At 69.5% G+C, this 18,877-nt stretch carries 16 protein-coding genes; 2 read left to right on the top strand and 14 right to left on the bottom strand.

What is annotated here, in order from left to right; translation table 11 throughout:
- Positions 1 to 59 precede the first annotated feature (59 nt).
- From nuoN to D892_RS0131845, 14 genes are all read right to left on the bottom strand, one after another.
- Positions 60 to 1,685 (bottom strand): NADH-quinone oxidoreductase subunit NuoN, encoded by a 1,626-nt coding sequence (gene nuoN, locus D892_RS0131910; protein ID WP_024805143.1) that lies wholly within the window; start codon positions 1,683 to 1,685, stop codon positions 60 to 62.
- Between the two features lie 40 nt (positions 1,686 to 1,725).
- Positions 1,726 to 3,363 (bottom strand): NADH-quinone oxidoreductase subunit M, encoded by a 1,638-nt coding sequence (locus D892_RS0131905; RefSeq protein WP_024805142.1) that lies wholly within the window; start codon positions 3,361 to 3,363, stop codon positions 1,726 to 1,728.
- Complete coding sequence (gene nuoL / locus D892_RS0131900; RefSeq protein ID WP_036567615.1) at positions 3,360 to 5,243, bottom strand: NADH-quinone oxidoreductase subunit L; 1,884 nt, start codon at positions 5,241 to 5,243, stop codon at positions 3,360 to 3,362. Before nuoL ends, D892_RS0131905 begins: the two co-directional genes overlap by 4 nt.
- Position 5,244: 1 nt before the next feature.
- Complete coding sequence (gene nuoK / locus D892_RS0131895) at positions 5,245 to 5,544, bottom strand: NADH-quinone oxidoreductase subunit NuoK (protein WP_024805140.1); 300 nt, start codon at positions 5,542 to 5,544, stop codon at positions 5,245 to 5,247.
- A gap of 15 nt (positions 5,545 to 5,559) precedes the next feature.
- Entirely contained in the window at positions 5,560 to 6,429 is an 870-nt protein-coding gene (locus D892_RS0131890; RefSeq protein ID WP_024805139.1) for an NADH-quinone oxidoreductase subunit J, read from the bottom strand.
- A 106-nt stretch (positions 6,430 to 6,535) separates the two neighbouring features.
- Positions 6,536 to 8,386 (bottom strand): NADH-quinone oxidoreductase subunit NuoH, encoded by a 1,851-nt coding sequence (gene nuoH / locus D892_RS0131885; protein WP_024805138.1) that lies wholly within the window; start codon positions 8,384 to 8,386, stop codon positions 6,536 to 6,538.
- Entirely contained in the window at positions 8,379 to 10,997 is a 2,619-nt protein-coding gene (locus tag D892_RS0131880; protein ID WP_024805137.1) for an NADH-quinone oxidoreductase subunit G, read from the bottom strand. Before D892_RS0131880 ends, nuoH begins: the two co-directional genes overlap by 8 nt.
- A complete protein-coding gene (nuoF, locus tag D892_RS0131875; RefSeq protein WP_024805136.1) occupies positions 10,994 to 12,340 on the bottom strand; it encodes an NADH-quinone oxidoreductase subunit NuoF in 1,347 nt (448 codons plus the stop codon). Before nuoF ends, D892_RS0131880 begins: the two co-directional genes overlap by 4 nt.
- Positions 12,337 to 13,116, bottom strand: coding sequence for an NADH-quinone oxidoreductase subunit NuoE (gene nuoE, locus D892_RS0131870; protein ID WP_024805135.1), 780 nt, complete (start codon positions 13,114 to 13,116; stop codon positions 12,337 to 12,339). The genes nuoF and nuoE overlap by 4 nt, the downstream gene beginning before the upstream one ends.
- 50 nt (positions 13,117 to 13,166) lie before the next feature.
- Complete coding sequence (locus D892_RS0131865; RefSeq protein ID WP_024805134.1) at positions 13,167 to 14,513, bottom strand: NADH-quinone oxidoreductase subunit D; 1,347 nt, start codon at positions 14,511 to 14,513, stop codon at positions 13,167 to 13,169.
- Complete coding sequence (locus D892_RS0131860; RefSeq protein WP_024805133.1) at positions 14,513 to 15,268, bottom strand: NADH-quinone oxidoreductase subunit C; 756 nt, start codon at positions 15,266 to 15,268, stop codon at positions 14,513 to 14,515. Before D892_RS0131860 ends, D892_RS0131865 begins: the two co-directional genes overlap by 1 nt.
- Positions 15,265 to 15,819, bottom strand: coding sequence for an NADH-quinone oxidoreductase subunit B family protein (locus D892_RS0131855; RefSeq protein WP_024805132.1), 555 nt, complete (start codon positions 15,817 to 15,819; stop codon positions 15,265 to 15,267). The genes D892_RS0131860 and D892_RS0131855 overlap by 4 nt, the downstream gene beginning before the upstream one ends.
- A gap of 93 nt (positions 15,820 to 15,912) precedes the next feature.
- On the bottom strand, positions 15,913 to 16,293 hold the full coding sequence (locus D892_RS0131850; protein WP_024805131.1) for an NADH-quinone oxidoreductase subunit A: 381 nt from the start codon (positions 16,291 to 16,293) through the stop codon (positions 15,913 to 15,915).
- Positions 16,294 to 16,700: 407 nt separating this feature from the next.
- A complete protein-coding gene (locus D892_RS0131845) occupies positions 16,701 to 17,120 on the bottom strand; it encodes a response regulator transcription factor (protein WP_024805130.1) in 420 nt (139 codons plus the stop codon).
- A gap of 173 nt (positions 17,121 to 17,293) precedes the next feature.
- Here D892_RS0131845 and D892_RS0131840 point away from each other — a divergent pair, with 173 nt between their 5' ends.
- Together D892_RS0131840 and D892_RS42595 are read left to right on the top strand one after the other, a co-directional pair.
- A complete protein-coding gene (locus D892_RS0131840; protein WP_024805129.1) occupies positions 17,294 to 17,722 on the top strand; it encodes a CBS domain-containing protein in 429 nt (142 codons plus the stop codon).
- 391 nt (positions 17,723 to 18,113) lie between these two features.
- Positions 18,114 to 18,863: a GAF and ANTAR domain-containing protein gene (locus D892_RS42595; RefSeq protein WP_024805127.1), complete on the top strand. Its 750-nt coding sequence runs from the start codon at positions 18,114 to 18,116 to the stop codon at positions 18,861 to 18,863.
- Positions 18,864 to 18,877: the final 14 nt, after the last annotated feature.

Genomic DNA, 18,877 nt, shown 5'->3' with positions numbered 1-18,877 from the left:
ACCATCGCCGACGACCGTGCCCCGGACGGTATCCGTCCGGGGCACGGCACAATTGCGGCTCAGCGCGCGAATGTCGTTGCGCGCTCGGTCATATCGAGCAACGGCTGCGGCAGGATGCCCAGTACCAGGGTGGCGGCGGCGGTCACGGCGATCACCCCGGTGGTGAGCGGCGGCGTCACGATCCGCGGCGCGTCCTCGGGCGGATCGGTGAAGAACATCAGCACGATGACGCGGATGTAGAAGAACGCCGCGATCGCGCTGGCGACGACGCCGACGATGACCAGGACAGTGGCGCCTCCGGCGGCCGCGGCCGAGAACACGGCGAACTTGCTGACGAAGCCGCTGGTGAGCGGGATCCCGGCCATCGAAAGCAGGAACAGCGCGACAATCGTTGCCAGCCACGGAGAATGCCGCCCCAGACCGGCCCAGGCCGACAACTCGGTGGCCTCGTCGCCCGCCCCGTCGCGCACCAGGGTCACGGCGGCGAATGCGCCGAGGGTGGCGATGCCGTACGCGGCCAGATAGAACAGCACCGACGAGGTGCCCTCGGTGTTGCCGGCCACCAGCGCGGTCAGGATGAAACCGGCATGTGCCACCGAGGAATACGCCAGGATGCGCTTCATATCGGTCTGCGTGATCGCCACGACCGCGCCCATCACCATGGTCGCGAGGGAGATCGCCGCGAGGATCGGGCGCCAGTCGTCGCGCAGACCGGGAACCCCGACCTGCAGCAGCCGCAGCAGCGCCCCAACGGCCGCGATCTTGGTACCCGCCGCCATCAGCGCCGTCACCGAGGTCGGCGCGCCCTGATAGACATCGGGCACCCAGGACTGGAAAGGCACCGCGCCGATCTTGAACAGCAGCCCGACCGCCAGCATCGCCAGGCCCAGCACCGCAAGGGTTTTCGAGCCGGAGTCGCGGGCGACGACGTCGGCGACGCCCGCGAAGCGCACCGTTCCCGCATAGCCGTACAGCAGGGCCATCCCGTACAGGAAGAAGGCCGAGGAGAACGCGCCGAGCAGGAAGTACTTCAGCGCCGCCTCCTGGGACAGCAGCCGCCGCCGGCGGGCCAGCCCGCACAGGAGATACAGCGGAAGCGACAGCACCTCCAGTGCCACGAACATGGTCAGCAGGTCGTTGGACGCGGGGAACAGCATCAGCCCGCCGATGGCGAACAACGCCAGCGGGAACACCTCGGTGGTGGTGATTCCCGCTCGGGCCGCGGCGATCTCGTCGGGGCTGCCGGGCATCGCGGCGGCCTGCGGGGCGAACGCGTCGACCGGGACGGTGGCGCCGGCTGTGTGTGCGGCGGCGCGGCTCCAGGTGCCCGGACCTTCCCGGCGCGCCGGACGCAGCAGCGGTTCGATGCCCCGCTCGGCCATCAGCAGCACGCCCAGAAGGGCGACCACCAGGATGGCGCCCTGCAGGAACAGCGCGACATTGTCGACGGCGACCGCCTCCACGATCGCCGTGGTGTTCGTGCCGGCCAGCCCGATCACGGCACCGAGCGCCGCACCCAGCCCGGCCACGCCGAGCAGGAGCTGGAGCGGGTACCGCCACGACCGCGGCGCGAACGCCTCGACGATCACTCCGGCGACGGCCGCGCCGAACACGATGAGCATCGGCGACAGCGCTCCGTACTCGATCGAGGGCGCCGGAACCGACGCGGCGAGAAGCTGATTCACTGGTCTGTACCTCCGCTGCGGGGGACGGCGGCCACGAGGCTCATTTGTGCGCACCTCCGGCCGGGGCGACGGCGGCCTCCTGCTGCGGCACGTTCGGCGCGGGGTCGTGCTTGCCGATCGTCGTCAGGGTGCTCGCCACGGCCGGATTGATGCGGTCCAGTACGGGTTTGGGGTAGGCGCCGAGGAATACCAGGGCGATCAGCAGCGGGGCGACGACCACGAGTTCGCGCGGCAGCAGGTCCTGGAGCCGCTCGTTGCCCTTCTTCACCGGGCCCGTCATCATCCGCTGGTAGAGCCACAGCACGTAGAGCGCCGCCAGCACCAGTGCGCCGGTGGCGCAGATCGCGGCCACCGGATAACGGGTGAATGTGCCTGCCAGGACGAGGAATTCGCTGACGAACGGCGCCAGGCCGGGCAGCGAGAGCGTGGCCAGTCCGGCGATGAGGAAGGTTCCGGCCAGGACGGGCGCCACCTTCTGCACCCCGCCGAATTCGGCGATGACGCGAGTTCCCCGGCGCGACACCAGGAATCCGGCGATCAGGAACAGCGCCGCGGTGGAGATGCCGTGGTTGATCATGTACAGCGTCGCCCCGGCCCCGCTCTGGTTGGTCATGGCGAAGATGCCCAGGATGATGAATCCGAAGTGCGAGATCGAGGTGTAGGCGATCAGCCGCATCACATCGGATTGGCCGATGGCCAGCAGTGCCCCGTAGACGATGCCGATCACCGCCAGCGTGCTGATCAGCGGCGCATACGTACTCGATGCCGACGGGAACAGCGACAGACAATAGCGCAGCATGCCGAAGGTGCCGACCTTGTCGACCACCGCCATCATCAGCACCGCGCTGGCCGGTGTCGCGGAGACGGCCGCGCCGGGCAGCCAGGTATGCAGCGGCCACAGCGGCGCCTTGACGGCGAACGCGAACAGGAAACCGAGGAAGATCGCGTTCAGCACCGCCGGGCCCGCGCCCAGTTCACCCGAGTTGGCGGCGGCCATGACGGCCCGGAAATCGAAGGTGCCGCCCCCGTCGGCGCCCAGCTTCTCCCGGGCGGTGAGCACGTACAGCCCGATCACCGCGGCCAGCATGATGAGTCCGCCGAACAGGTTGTACAGCAGGAACTTCACCGCCGCCCGCGAGCGCTGCCGGCGCGCGGCCGCCTCGTCGGCCCCGTCGCCGGACACCGTGCGCGGGCCGAAGCCGCCGATGAGGAAGTACATCGGGATCAGCATCACCTCGAAGAACACGTAGAACAGCAGGATGTCCAGCGAGGTGAACGAGATCAGCACCATCGACTCGACGACCAGCGTCAGCGCCACATAGATGTGCGCGACGCGGCGGCCCGAACCGACTTCCCGTTCGTCCTTCCAGCCCGCGAGGATCAGCAGCGGTACCAGCGCGGCCGTCAGCAGCACCAGCACCAGCGCGATGCCGTCGACGCCGAGCGTGTACCCGGCGCCGAAAGCCGGTATCCAGCGGTGCGATTCGACGAATTGGAACTGCGCGCCGCCGGGTTCGAACCGCACCGCCACCACGATCCCGATCGCCAGCGTGGCGAGCGATATCGCCAGCCCGGTCGACCGGGCCAGGGTGCGCTGCGCCCCCGGCAGCAGGAGAACGAGTGCGGCGCCGGCCAGGGGCAGCACCCACAGGGTCGTCAGCCACGGAAAACTGTTCACAGCAACCTCACCGCCAGCAGGGCGGCGACCACCAGGGCCGCGCCGGTGAACATGGACAGGGCGTAGGAGCGCACGAAACCGGTTTGCACGCGCCGGATTCGGGCCGACAGGCCGCCGATGACGGCGGCCGTCGTATTGACCAGGCCGTCGATTCCGCGCTTGTCGACGAACACCAGCGATCTGGTCAGCTGCTGCCCGGTGCGCATGAACGCCGCCTCGTTCAGGGCATCGCCGTACAGGTCGCGGCGGGCCGCGCGCGTGAGAACCGATCCGGCCGGTGCCGTCTCGGGGACCGTGCGGGCGTAGCGGCTGTAGGCGACCCACACACCGGCCGCGACGACCACCAGCGCGAGGATCGTGATCGCCCAGGCCGGAATCGCGGGCTCGCCGTGATGCGCGCCGACCACCGGTTCCAGCCAGTTCTGCAGCGACGAGCCGAACACCAGCAGCCCGCCGGCCGCGACGGAGCCGATGGCCAGCAGGATCATCGGGCCCGTCATGACCGCGGGGGATTCGTGCGGGTGCGCGTCCTCGTGCCAGCGGCGTTCACCGAAGAAGGTCATCAGCATGACCCGGGTCATGTAGAACGCGGTGATGCCGGCGCCGAGCAGGGCCGCGAGCCCGGCCACGATGCCCCCGGCGCCGCCGAAGGCGAAGGCGGACTCGATGATTCGATCCTTGGAGAAGAATCCGGAGAACGGCGGCACGCCGATGATCGCGAGATACCCGAGCCCGAAGGTGGCGTAGGTGATCGGCATGACCGCGCGCAGACCGCCGTAGCGGCGCATATCGGTCTCGTCGTTCATCCCGTGCATCACCGAACCGGCGCCGAGGAACAGCCCGGCCTTGAAGAAGCCGTGGGTGAGCAGATGCATGATGGCGGCGGCGTATCCGATCGGCCCGAGCCCCGCCGCGAGCACCATGTACCCGATCTGGCTCATGGTGGACGCGGCCAGCGCCTTCTTGATGTCGTCCTTGGCGCAGCCGATGATCGCGCCGAACAGCAGCGTCACCGCGCCGACCGCCATCACCGCGGCGCGCGCGCCCGGTGCGAGATCGAAGATCGGGCCGGAGCGCGCGATCAGGTAGACACCGGCGGTGACCATGGTGGCGGCGTGGATGAGCGCCGACACCGGTGTGGGGCCCTCCATCGCGTCGCCGAGCCAGGACTGCAGCGGCACCTGCGCGGATTTACCGCACGCCCCGAGCAGCAACAGCAGGCCGATCGCGGTCAGCGTGCCCTCGCCCGCCTGCGGGGCGCCGGCGAATACGACGCCGAAGTCGACCGACCCGAACGTGGCGAACATGGCGAACAGCGCGATCGCCAGGCCCATGTCGCCGACCCGGTTCACCACGAAGGCCTTCTTCGCCGCCGTTGCGGCCGAAGGCTTGTCGTGCCAGAAGCCGATCAGCAGGTAGGACGCCAGGCCGACGCCCTCCCAGCCGAGATACAGCACCAGGTAGTTGTCGGCGAGGACCAGCACCAGCATGGCGGCCAGGAACAGGTTGAGGTACGCGAAGAACCGGCGCCGGCCCGGGTCGTGGCTCATGTACCCGACCGAATAGATGTGGATCAGAGAGCCGACACCGGTGATCAGCAGCGCGAAGCACATCGACAGCTGATCGAGCCGCAGCGCGAAGTCGGCCTGCAACCCGGCGACGGGCACCCAGCTGAAGAAGCTGTGCGCGACGGGCCGCGCGTCGGTTGCGCGGCCGAGCATGTCGAAGAACGCCCAGCCCGCGACGGCGAACGAGGCCAGCGCCAGCAGACAGCCGAGCCAATGCCCCCAGCGGTCGCTCAGCCGGCCGGCCAGCAGCAGGATCACCGCACCGGCCAGCGGCAGGGCCGGCAGCAACCAGAGCGTCAGCGTGGTATCCACGTCAGTACTTCAGCAGGTTGGCGTCGTCGACCGAGGTCGAGCGGCGGGCGCGGAAGATGGTCATGATGATGGCCAGGCCGACGACGACCTCGGCGGCGGCCACCACCATCGTGAAGAATGCGAACACCTGGCCGTCGAGGTTCGCGCGCTCCCGCGCGAAGGTGACGAAGGCCAGGTTGACCGCGTTCAGCATCAGTTCGATGCACATGAACACCACGATCGCGTTGCGCCGCACCAGGACACCGGCCGCGCCGATGGTGAACAGCAGCGCGGACAGATACAGGTAGTTGTCCGGATTCACCGCGGAGCCTCTCTCTCAGCCGTGCGTGGGGTTGTCGTCGGAGCCGTGGGTGGAGCCGTTCCCGTTGTGACCGTTGCCGTTCGGTGAGTCACCGGCGTTCGGTGAGTCACCGCCGTTCGCGGTGCGGACTCCGATGGCCGCGGCCTCGGTGTGGGCGCGGTCGCGGCGGTGGCGCAGGATGGTGCTGACCGAGAGTTCGGCGAACGATCCGTCGGGCAGCCGGGCCGGGACGTCGACCGCGTTGTGCCGGGCGTAGACGCCGGGCGTCGGGAGCGGGGTGACCTGACGTCCCTCGCGCACCCGGCGTTTCGACATCTCCCGCTGGTCGGTGCGCGGGCCGAAGCGCTCCCGGTGGGCCAGCACCATGGCGCCGAGGGTGGCGGTGATCAGCAGCGCGCCGGTGAGTTCGAACGCCCACACGTAGCGCACGAAGATCAACTCGGCGAGTGCGGCGATGGTGTCCTCGCCGAATCCGGCGCCGACCGGTGCGACCGAATCGTCGTGCACGCCACGGGCGATCGCGCCGATCAGCAGCGCGCCGAATCCGAGTCCGACCAGGACGACCGCGATCCGGTGACCGCGCAGTGTCTCCCGCAGCGATTCGGCCGAATCGACGCCGACCAGCATGAGCACGAACAGGAACAGCATCATGACCGCGCCGGTGTAGACCACGATCTGCACCACGCCCAGGAACAGCGCGTTCTGGGCGATATAGAACACCGACAGCGTGATCATGGTGGCGGCCAGGCACAGCGCCGAATGCACCGCCTTGCGCGCACAGACCATGCCCAGAGCGCCTGCCACGGCGACCACCGCGAGAATCCAGAAGGTCACGGCTTCACCGGTCGAGGTCCGGGTAACCGCGTCGGCGGCAAGGTAATTCATCGCGCACCTCCCGCCGCGCCGATGGCCCGTCCGGACCGATGTGCGCGGTAACGATGTTCGTCCCGGCCGTGAAAGCGGCACGGGTGGTCCGCGGTCGCGCTTGGTTTCATCGCGGTGGTCCTTCCGTACCGGCGGCGGCCGGCTCCCGGTGGGGCTCGTCGGCTCCGGTGGGCCTTGTGTCGGCGGCGGTCTGTCGCAGACCCGTGTCCTCGGGTGTGCCCGGCGCGGCCGGGACGTTGCCGAGGTAGTAGTCCTCTTCCGTCGCACCCGGATACGCGGGATGCGGCGCCGGCATCATGCCGCTCCGCAGCGGGGCGAGGAGCTGATCCTTTTCGAAGATGAGGTCGCCGCGGTTGTCGTCGGCCATCTCGTAGTCGTTGGTCATGGTCAGCGCCCGGGTGGGGCATGCCTCGATGCACAGGCCGCAGCCGATGCAGCGCAGGTAGTTGATCTGATAGACCTGCCCGTAACGCTCGCCGGGGGAGAAGCGACCGCCTTCGGTGTTGTCGGCGCCCTCGACGTAGATGGCGTCGGCGGGGCAGGCCCACGCGCACAGCTCGCAGCCGATGCACTTCTCCAGGCCGTCCGGATGCCGGTTGAGCTGGTGGCGGCCGTGGTAGCGCGGCGCGGTCGGGACCTTCTCCTCCGGATAGAACTCGGTGTTCTTCTCCTTGAACATGGTGGCGAAGGTGACGGCGAAGCCGCCCAGCGGCTCCAGCACCCCTGGCTCGGCGGTCTCGCGCACGGGCTGGGGCGGGATCGGCGGCACCGGGAATCCCGCATAGGGTTCCGGTGTGGCCGGGCCGGTCTCGGCGCGGCGATCGTCCCCCCTGTGCCCGGCCCGCAGCATCACGCCGAGCAACAGCGCCGCGACCACGATGCCGCCGACCACGAGTCCCGCGGTTTCGATGTGAGTCCCGTTGTCCTGCAGCACCTTCAGCGTCGCGACCACCATCACCCACAGCAGCGAGACGGGGATCAGCAGCTTCCAGCCGAGATTCATGAACTGGTCGTAGCGCAGGCGGGGCAGCGTGCCGCGCAGCCAGATGAAGACGAACAGGAAGGTCCAGACCTTGGCGGTGAACCACAGGATCGGCCACCAGCCGGAATTGGCGCCCTCCCAGAGGCTCAGCGGGAACGGCGCGTGCCAGCCGCCGAAGAACAGCGTGGTGGCGAGCGCCGAGACGGTGCCCATGTTGATGTACTCGGCCATCATGAACATGGCGAACTTCAGCGAGGAGTACTCGGTGTGGAAGCCGCCGACCAGCTCGCCCTCGGCCTCGGGAAGATCGAACGGTGCCCGGTTGGTCTCGCCGACCATCGACACCGCGTAGATCAGGAACGACGGCAGCAGCAGGAAGACGTTCCAGGTGCCCCACTGGCTGTCGACGATGCCCGAGGTGGACATCGTGCCGGTCAGCAGGAACACCGCGGCGAAGCAGGCGGCCATGGCGATCTCGTAGGAGATCACCTGGGCGGTCGAGCGCAGGCCGCCGAGCAGCGGATACGTCGATCCGGAGGCCCAGCCCGCGAGCACGATGCCGTACACGCCGACCGATGCCATCGCGAGGACGTAGAGCACGCCGACCGGCATGTCGGTGAGCTGCAACGGGGTCGACGTCCCGAAGATCGACACCTGCGGCCCCATCGGGATCACCGCGAAGGCCATCACCGCCGGAATCAGCGCGATCACCGGCGCCAGGATGTAGATCGGCTTGTCCACGATGGCCGGGACGATGTCCTCCTTGAGCAGCATCTTCGCCCCGTCCGCGAGGGACTGCAGCGTGCCGCGCGGGCCGACCCGGTTGGGGCCGACGCGCATCTGCATCCAGGCGACGACCTTGCGTTCGATGAGCACGCCCAGCAGCGGGATGGTCAGCAGGAAGACGAAGATCCCGACGGACTTCAGCAGGATCAGCCACCAGGGGTCGTGGCCGAATGCCGTCAAATCACTCACGGTGGTCCTCCCGTCGGATGCGCACGAGGTGTCCGGGGATGGTGGCGAGCTGCTCGTACACCACGGACCCGGGAGAGTTCAGCGGCAGCCACACCACCCGATCGGGCATCGCGGTGATCTCCAGCGGCAGCGTGATGTGGCCGTGGTCGGTGCTCACCCGCACCGGATCGCCTGTGGTGGCGTCGATTTCGGCGGCGGTGTCGCGGGACATGCGCACGATCGGGGGACGCGCGGTGCCCGCCAGGTTCGGTTCGCCGTCCTGCATGCGGCCGTTGTCGAGCAGCATCCGCCAGCCGGCCAGGACCGCCGTGCCGGGAGCGGGCTGCGGCGCGGGTTCGGGCGGGTGTGCGGGCGCGGGGCTCGGTTCGCCGTCCCACCCGCCCAGGTCGGCGAGTTCGGCTCGCGCGGAGGTGACGTCGGGCAGGCCGAGCCGGATACCCATCTCGTCGGCGACGGCGTGCAGCACCCGGTGGTCGGCCAGCGGCGCCGCCGCGCGGCGGACGGTCGGATCGGCGAGCGCGGCGTCGAACTGGCGGGTGCGGCCCTCCCAGGTGAGGAAGGTGCCCGCTTTCTCCATCGTCGACGCCACCGGGAACACGACGTCGGCGCGGTCGGTGATCGCGCCGCGCCGCAGTTCCAGGCTGACCACGAAGCGCGCGGCGTCCAGCGCGTCGAGCGCGGCCCGCGGATCGGGCAGGTCCGGCGGTTCGACGCCGCCGATCACCAGGGCGCCGAGCTGCTGTGCGGCGGCGAGGATTTCGGTGGTGTCACGGCCGGCGGCGCCGGGCAGCTCGTCGACGTTCCAGGCGGTGCGGAGCTGCTGGCGGGCACGGGCATCACCGACGGGGCGCCCGCCCGGGAGCAGGCCGGGGAGGGCGCCCGCCTCGATCGCGCCGCGCTCACCGGCGCGGCGGGGGACCCAGGAGAGCGTGGCTCGGGTGCTGTCGGCCAGGCGAACCGCCGCGGAGAGGGCGCCGGACGCGGTGGCGAGGCGTTCGCCCGCCAGGATGACCGCGCCGGGCCGGCGAAGCAGCCTGGTGAGTTCCGAGACCTGGTCGTCGGGGAGGTCCTGCGCGGGCCGCTCGGGCGGCCGCAGGTCCGCGAGGGTGTCCAGCACGTGCGCCTCCCGGCCGGGCGCGGTCGGCAGCAGCGTTCCCGCCATCCGCTCGAGGCCGCGAGAGGCATAGGGCGCAACGGAATACACCCGCAGCCCGCGCTTGCGGGCCGCCTTGCGCAGCCGCAGGTAGACGATCGGCGACTCCTCTTCCGGCTCGAACCCGGCCAGCAGCACCACCGGAGCCGTCTCCAGCGCGGCGTAGTCGACGGTCATGCCTCGTCCGGCGACGCGGGCGGCGAGGAACTGCGCCTCCTCCGCGGAATGGGCGCGGGCGCGGAAGTCGATATCGTTGGTGCCCAGCGCGATCCGCGCGAACTTGGCGTAGGCGTAAGCGTCCTCCAGGGTGGCGCGGCCGCCGACCAGCACCCCCGCGTTGCCGCGGGCGGCCGCGAGCCCCTCGGCCGCCCGGGCCAGCGCCTCCGACCAGGAGGCGGGCGCGAGGGTGCCGTCCCAGCCGCGCACGAGCGGCGTCGTCAGCCGGTCGGGCTCGGTGGCATAGGTGAACGCCCACCGGCCCTTGTCGCAGTTCCACTCCTCGTTGACCTGCGGGTCGTCACCGGCCAAGCGCCGCAACACCTTTCCGCGGCGGTGGTCGGTGCGCTGCGCGCAGCCGGAGGCGCAGTGTTCGCAGACGGCGGGGCTGGAGACCAGGTCGAACGGGCGGGCCCGGAACCGGTAGGCGGTGCCGGTGAGCGCGCCGACCGGGCAGATCTGGACGGTGTTGCCGGAGAAGTAGGAATTGAACGGCTCGCCGTCGGGAGCGGAGCTTGCGGAGCGCCCCATGGTGTCGGGAGCGGAGCTTGCGGAGCGCCCCATGGTGTCGGGAGCGGAGCTTGCGGAGCGCCCCATGGTGTCGGGAGCGGAGCTTGCGGAGCGCCCCGTGGTGTCGGGAGCGCAGCCGCCGATGCCGACCTGCTCCAGCGCACCGCGATCCATCAGCTCGATGAACGGGTCGCCCGCGACCTGCTGAGCGAACCGGGTGCAGCGCGCGCACAGCACGCAGCGCTCCCGGTCCAGCAGGACGGCCGACGACAGCGGAATCGGCTTGGGATACGTGCGTTTCACGCCCTCGAACCGCGATTCGGCGCGGCCGCTGGACATCGCCTGGTTCTGCAGCGGGCATTCGCCACCCTTGTCGCATACCGGGCAGTCGAGGGGATGGTTGATCAGCAGCAGCTCCATCACCCCTTCCTGCGCCTTGGCGGCGGCGGGGGAGCTGAGCTGGGTATGCGCGACCATGCCGTCGGTGACGGCCATCGTGCACGAGGCCACCGGCTTGCGCTGTCCCTCCACCTCGACCAGGCATTGGCGGCAGGCGCCGACCGGATCGAGCAGCGGATGATCACAGAAGCGCGGAATCTGGATCCCGATCAGTTCGGCCGCCCGGATGAGCAGGGTGCCGGTGGGCACGCTGACGGTGGTGCCGTCGATGGTGACGCTCACCAGATCCTCCGGCACGATGTCGCTGCTGTTGCTACTGACGGTGGCTGTCATCGGACTCCTCCGGCGGTCTCGATGCCCGGTGCGGTGCGGGTCTGCGACCACGCGGTGCAGTGGGCCGGATCGAACGGGCACCCGCCGAGCCGCAGGTGCGTCTCGTACTCGGCGCGGAAGTACTCCAGCGAGGACACGATCGGGCTGGCGGCGCCGTCGCCGAGCGCGCAGAACGACTTACCGTTGATGTTGTCGGCGATATCGAGCAGCTTGTCGAGATCGGCCTCGGTGCCGTGGCCTTGTTCGAGCCGCTCCAGCAGTTGCACCAGCCAGTAGGTGCCCTCCCGGCACGGCGTGCACTTGCCGCAGGACTCGTGCGCGTAGAACTCGGTCCAGCGCAGGACGGCGCGCACCACGCAGGTGGTGTCGTCGAAGATCTGTAATGCCTTGGTGCCCAGCATGGATCCGGCCGCGGACACGTTCTCGTAGTCGAGCGGGACGTCCAGGTGGTCATCGGTGAGCAGCGGTGTCGACGAGCCGCCCGGCGTCCAGAACTTGAGGGTGTGCCCGGCCCGCACGCCGCCCGCGTAGGTCAGCAGCTCACGCAGGGTGGTGCCGAGCGGTGCCTCGTACTGGCCCGGCCGCGTGACGTGGCCCGACAGCGAATACAGCGTGAAGCCCGGCGATTTCTCGGTGCCCATGGACCGGAACCAGTCGACGCCGTTGCCGATGATGGACGGCACGCTGGCGATGGATTCCACGTTGTTGACGACCGTCGGGCACGCGTACAACCCGGCGACCGCCGGGAACGGCGGGCGCAGCCGGGGCTGGCCGCGGCGGCCCTCCAGCGAGTCGAGCAGCGCCGTCTCCTCACCGCAGATGTAGGCGCCCGCCCCGGCGTGCACGATCAGCTCCAGGTCGTATCCCGAGCCGAGGATGTCGTGCCCGAGACAGCCCGCGTCGTATGCCTCCTGGACCGCCGCCCGCAGGCGCCGCAGCACCGGCAGCACCTCGCCGCGCACGTAGATGAAGGCGTGCGAGGCACGGATGGCGTAGGCCGCGATGATGACGCCCTCGACGAGGACGTGCGGCGTGGCGAGCATGAGCGGAATGTCCTTGCAGGTACCCGGTTCCGACTCGTCGGCATTCACCACCAGGTAATGCGGTTTCTCGATGCCGTCCGGGCCCGGCCCCTGCGGTATGAAGCCCCATTTCATGCCGGTCGGGAAGCCCGCGCCGCCGCGGCCGCGCAGGCCCGCGTCCTTGACCGTGGCGATCACCTCGTCGGGCTGCATCCGCAGCGCCTTCGGCAGGGCGCGGTAGCCGTCGTGGCGCCGGTAGGTCTCCAAGGTCCACGACTGCGGCTCGTCCCAGTAGCGGGTGAGAACGGGTGCGAGACTCATCGCCCACCGTCCTGCTCGGTGCCGGCCGCGCCGCCCGGGGCGGCCTCGGAATTCGGTTGGTGCAGCGGCTGTTCGGGGACAGCCTCCGCCCCCTGACCGTTCAGGCGGTGCGCGATACGCAGTCCGGCCAGCGTCGCGGGGCCGGGCTCGCCGTCGTTGGCGCCCGGGCGCTCGTCCGGGAATCCGGCCAGCAGGCGGGCGGTGTCGCGGAACGTGCACAGCGGTGCGCCGCTGCGGGTTCCGGTGACCTGCTCGCCGCCGCGCAGCGCGTCGACCAGCGCGCGTGCCGATCCGGGTGTCTGGTTGTCGAAGAATTCCCAGTTCACCATCAGCACCGGCGCGTAGTCGCAGGCGGCATTGCATTCGATGTGCTCGAGCGTCACGGCGCCGTCGGCGGTGGTCTCGCCGTGCTGAATACCCAGGTGGCGCTTCAGTTCCGCGAAGATCTCGTCGCCGCCCAGGACCGCGCACAGCGTGTTGGTGCACACGCCCACGTGGTAGTCGCCGGTCGGGGTGCGGCGGTACATCGAATAGAAGGTGGCGACGGCCGTCACCTCGGCGCCGGTCAACCCCAGCTGCTCGGCGCAGAATTCGATGCCGGTGCCGGAGACGTAGCCCTCCACGCTCTGCACCAGGTGCAGCAGCGGCAGCAGGGCCGAGCGCGGCTGCGGATAGCAGTCGACGATCTGCTTGGCCTCCACCTCGAGCCGGTCGTGCACCTCCCTCGGATACGGGACGGGGCGCGCCGAGAGGTGCAGCGGCACTGCTGAACTCATGGTCTCCGACCTCATCGTCTCCGACCTCATCGTCTCGCTCCGCTCGGCTGTCATCGGTCGACACCGCCCATCACCGGGTCGATGCTGGCGACGGAGGCGATCACGTCGGCGACCATGCCGCCCTCGCACATCGCCGCCACGGCTTGCAGATTCGTGAACGAGGGATCGCGGTAGTGCACCCGGAACGGCCGGGTGCCGCCGTCGCTGACCATGTGCACGCCGAGCTCGCCGCGCGGCGACTCCACCGCCGTGTACACCTGGCCCGCCGGTACCCGCATGCCCTCGGTGACGAGCTTGAAGTGATGGATCAGCGCCTCCATCGAGGTGCCCATGATCTTGCCGATGTGCTGCGGCGAGTTGCCCAGCCCGTCCGGGCCCAACTGCAGATCGGCCGGCCAGGCGATCTTCTTGTCCTCCACCATGACCGGGCCCGGGCGCAGCTTGTCCAGGCACTGCTCGACGATCTTGACCGACTCCTTCATCTCGTTCACCCGGATGAGGTAACGGCCGTAGCAATCGCAGCCGGTGTCGGTCATGACGTCGAATTCGTAGGTCTCGTACCCGCAGTAGGGCTGCGACTTGCGCAGGTCGTGCGGCAGGCCGGTGGCGCGCAGCACCGGGCCGGTGATGCCCAGCGCCATGCAGCCGGTCAGGTCGAGATAGCCGACGTCGCGGGTGCGGGCCTTCCAGATCGGGTTCTCGTTGAGCAACAGCTCCATGTCGCGCAGCCGCTTCGGCAGCAGCGCCAGCAGATCGCGTACCTTCTGCACGCCGTCGTCGGGCAGATCCTGGGCGACGCCGCCGGGGCGGATGTAGGCGTGGTTCATCCGCAGGCCCGTGATCGTCTCGAAGACGTCGAGAATCAGTTCGCGCTCGCGGAAACCGAACAGCATCGGCGTCAGCGCGCCCAGTTCCATGCCGCCGGTGGCCAGCGCCACCAGATGCGAGGAGATGCGGTTGAGCTCCATCAGCAGCACCCGGATCACGGTGGCGCGCTCGGGAATCGCGTCGGTGATGTCGAGCAGCTTCTCCACGCCCAGGCAGTAGGCCGTCTCGTTGAAGAACGGCGACAGGTAGTCCATCCGGGTCACGAAGGTGACGCCCTGCACCCAGTTGCGGAACTCGAGATTCTTCTCGATACCGGTGTGCAGGTAGCCGACGCCGCAGCGGGCCTCGGTGACCGTCTCGCCCTCGATCTCCAGGATCAGCCGCAGCACGCCGTGGGTGGACGGATGCTGCGGGCCCATGTTGACCACGATGCGTTCCTCGGCCGCCCCGCCGAGGGCCTCGCGCACGTCGTCCCAGTCCTGGCCCGCGACCGTGACCACCTGCTCGGGCGGTGCGGCGGTGTGGTTCTCCGGCGTGGGGTCGTTGCGCCGGGTGTCGATGTCGTTCATCAGCTGTAGGCCCTCCGCTGGTCGGGTGCCGGGATGCGGGCGCCCTTGTATTCGACCGGGATCCCGCCGAGCGGGTAGTCCTTGCGCTGGGGGTGCCCGCGCCAGTCGTCGGGCATCGTGATCCGGGTCAGCGCGGGGTGGCCGTCGAACAGGATGCCGAAGAAGTCGTAGGTTTCCCGCTCGTGCCAGTCCGTGGTGGGGTAGACGGGGTACAGCGAGGGGATGTGCGGGTCGGCGTCGGGTGCCGACACCTCCAGCCGCAGCCGCCGGTTGTGCGTGATCGACATGAGCGGGTAGACCGCGTGCAGTTCGCGGCCCGTGTCGTCGGGGTAGTGCACGCCGCTGACGCCCAGGCACAGTTCGAAGCGCAGCGCGGCCTCGTCGCGCAGCGCCTGGGCGACGCGGGGCAACTGCTCGCGGCGCACGTGCAGGGTGAGTTCGTCGCGGAACACGACGATCTTCTCGATCGATTCGGCGAATCCGTCGGCGGCCAGCGCATCCAGGAGCCGGGCGACCACCTCGTCGAAATAGCCCCCGTACGGGGGCGGGGTGCTGCCGGGCAGGCTGACCGTGCGTACCAGGCGGCCGTAGCCGGAGGTGTCGCCGGTCCCGCGGACACCGAACATGCCCTTGCGCACGCCGATCACCTCGTCGGCCGGGCGGGCGCGCTGGTCTTCCTCCGCCAGTTGCGCCTCGTCGTGGTCGGGGGCGGCCGCGGGTGGTTCGCCGGGGCCTCGGGGGGAATCCGTCGTCATCGCAGCAGTCCCGTCATCTGGATGGTCGGGGTGACCGAGAGCGCGGCCTGTTCGGCGGCACGCGCGGCCTCCTCGCGGTTCACCCCGAGCGGCATCTCCTGGATCTTCTCGTGCAGCTTCAAGATCGCGTGCAACAGCATCTCCGGCCGGGGCGGACACCCGGGCAGGTAGATGTCCACGGGCACAACGTGATCCACGCCCTGCACGACGGCGTAGTTGTTGAACATGCCGCCGGAGGAGGCGCAGACGCCCATCGCCAGCACCCATTTCGGTTCGGTCATCTGGTCGTAGACCTGGCGCAGCACCGGGGCCATCTTCTGGCTCACCCGGCCGGCGACGATCATCAGATCGGCCTGGCGCGGTGAGGCGCGGAAGACCTCCATGCCGAAGCGGGCGCTGTCGAACCGCCCGCCGCCGGTGGCCATCATCTCGATCGCGCAGCAGGCCAGGCCGAATGTCGCGGGCCACAGCGAGCCCTTGCGCATGAAACCGGCGAACTGTTCGACCGTGCTCAGCAGGAATCCGCTGGGCAGTTTCTCCTCGAGACCCATTTCGGACTGACTCACTTCCGTGCTGATCCTTCGGTCCCGGCGGGCGCCGGGACGGCGGACATGTGCTTCGGACCGGGCGGTGTGGTGGCTGTGCTAGTCCCAGCTCAGCCCGCCGCGCCGCCACTCGTAGGCGTAGGCGACCGAGACGTTGAAGAGGAACAGCGCCATCGCGGCGAGACCGAACACACCGAGAGCATCGAAGTGCACCGCCCACGGGTAGAGGAACACGATCTCGATGTCGAAGATGATGAACAGCATCGCGGTCAGGTAGTACTTCACCGGAAAGCGTTGTCCGGCGGCGTTTCCCGGCCCGCCGGCGACGGCGTGCGGGGTCGGCTCGATACCGCACTCGTACGCCTCGAGTTTGGCTCGGTTGTAGCGCTTGGGGCCGATGACGGCCGCCAGCAGGACGGAGAACAGCGCGAACGCCGCCGCGATCGCGCCGAGTACAAGGGTCGGCACCTCGGTATTCACAACTGCACTACCCCTCTCCGTCGCGGACACAAGCCGGCAGCTGCCGAGGCGGGCCGACGTCGTCGTCTGCCGGGCCAGTCGCGCCCCGAGGCACGCTCGGTCACCGTGCGGACGATGGGGGAACCGGACAAACGGGACTCATATCAGCGCCCGCACTCATGTGAACTAGGGCACAGCCTACAACCGATCGTTCTGAATGCCTGCCGATTGCGGGCGGTATTTGATCGAATTCGGAACTGTCACTTATGAATGAAGAGACGCAATCCGATTCCGTCACATGACGGCGCACGGGGTGGGTGCGGCGCGGCGAATGCCCGCCGCTCGGTGGTGGAATCGCCGGTGCGCAGGAGAGTTTCAGGTTCGGCAGGATTGCATCGCGTGCATGGATGCGGGCCGTGCCGCCGCGGTCAGACGGCGGTGCGGTGCTGGAGCACCCCCGCGACGGCCTCGGTCAGCTGGAAGGGATCGATCGGATGCGAGGCCGTGCCCTCGGCCCGCGACCAGTTCGCCAGCCAGGCGTCGTCGGCGCGGCCGGTGAGCACCAGGATCGGCGGGCAGTCGTCGAGTTCGTCCTTCAGCTGCTTGGCCAGGCCCATGCCGCCCGCGGGCGCCGCCTCGCCGTCGAGCACGGCCAGATCGATACCGCCGGCGTCCATCTGCTCGACGACCACGGGCGCGGTGGCGATCTCCAGGTACTCGAACGGCGGCAGGTCCGGCCGGGGGTGCTTGCCGAGCGCCTGGATCACCTGGCGGCGGGTGTCGGAATCGCTCGAGTACACGAGAACCCGCACCACGGCGGGAAGGTTCGCATCGGCCACATTCCGCATGGTACGTCGGAGGTCACCGGCGCCGTGGCAGGTTCGCCGAGCGCCGTGGGTCGCGCCGCGTCCGCACCTGACCGTCCGGTTGATCGTCCCGTCCGGAATCGTTGCTGGTCACCGCGGCGGAAACGCGAGATCCTGGTAACCGTCCGAAGGGCGAGAAACGGCGGTGGTCAGCGATGCGAATTTCGGAGATTCTGCGGAGAAAGGGTGCCGAGGTGGTGACGGTCGCGCCGCAGGCGCCGGTGCGGGAGTTGCTGGCGGTGCTGGCGGAACAGAACGTCGGCGCGGTGGTGGTGTCGTCGGACGGCCTCTCGCTCGATGGCATCGTCTCCGAGCGCGACGTCGTCCGACGACTGCATGCGGTGGGCGCCGAACTGCTGGACCGGCCGGTCTCCGCGATCATGACCGCGGTGGTGCACACCTGTTCGCCCGACGATCGGGTGGAGAGTCTGCGGCCGACGATGACCGAGCACCGCATCCGCCATCTTCCGGTGCTGCGCGAGGGCCGGATGGTGGGCATCGTCAGCATCGGCGACGTGGTGAAGAGCGCCATCTCCGAATTGCAGACCGAACGCGAGCACCTCGAGCAGTATCTGCGCGGCTGATTTCTAGGCCAGGCCCCAGGCCTGCAGCAGATAGGTGACGTTGGCCGCGAGCGAGGTCACCACATTGGCCAGGTTGAGTGCGGCCGAGCCGAGGTCGAGAAGCGGCATGAATTGACTCCATTCTTCGAGAAACTGCGGATTCAAGGTATGCCGGACCCGGTCGACCGGCAAGCGCCGACCGCCGCTGGAGCGGTACCCGAGGGTCGATGCCGGGGTGGCTGCGGCTTTGCGCGCCAGTCGGTTTCGGTGAGCGTCCCGAATCCCGGTGGCATACCGGCGAGCGGTGATCATGACGCATATCACGGTTTCGGAACTACTGGTCGTGCTCGCCGAATGCGGCTATTCTGGCGCTCTCTCGCGAGGCGGCGCGGGTGGTTGTTAGGGGACAGGTGTGTCACGGTTCGAATACCTGACCGAGCGATTTCTGGCGGCGACACGGGCCGGCGGTGGCGGCGTCGCCGGTGCCTGCGCGGCGTGTGTGCGGGTGCTACCGGTGCAGCGCGCCGCGATCGTCATCGATGAGCAGCACGCCGGGGTGCAGCCCTGGGGCACCAGCGACGAGGTGGCCGCCGGGGTGGAGGCGGTGCAGGCGACCGCGGGGGAGGGCCCGGCGGTCGAGGCGGTGGCCACGGGCGTTCCGGTTCCGGTGGCCGATCTGGCCGCGGGCTGCGAGCGGTGGCCCGGATTCACCGAGGCGCTGTCGCGCACCCAGGCGAGGGGGGCGATGATCGCGGTGCCGTTGCAGCTGGGCGATATTCGGTTCGGCGCCCTGGACCTCTACCGGGACGTACCCGGCCGGCTCGATCCGCAGACGGTGTCGGCGGGCTTGCACGTGGCCGATCTGATCACCGCGCAACTGATTTCGGCCCGGCGCTCCGGCGCGGATTTCATGGCCGACGACACCCACTGGCCGGAAGAGCCGGATACCCGCCGGCTGGAGCAGCCCGACACCCGCTGGCTGGAGCAGCCGCTGGCCAGCCGGGCCATTCACCAGGCGGCGGGAATGGTGGTGGCGCAGTCGGGGATCGGCATACCGGATGCCTACGCGCGGTTGCGCGCCTACGCGTTCGGGCGGGAGCTGTCGCTGGCGGAGGTCGCGGAGTCGGTGGTGGCGCGGCGGATTCGATTCGACGGCGAATGATCGCGCGCTCGCCG

Origin of the sequence: Nocardia sp. BMG51109, assembly GCF_000526215.1 — a bacterium.
Taxonomy (GTDB): Bacteria; Actinomycetota; Actinomycetes; order Mycobacteriales; family Mycobacteriaceae; genus Nocardia.
This window is presented reverse-complemented; position numbering and strand designations above follow the sequence as displayed.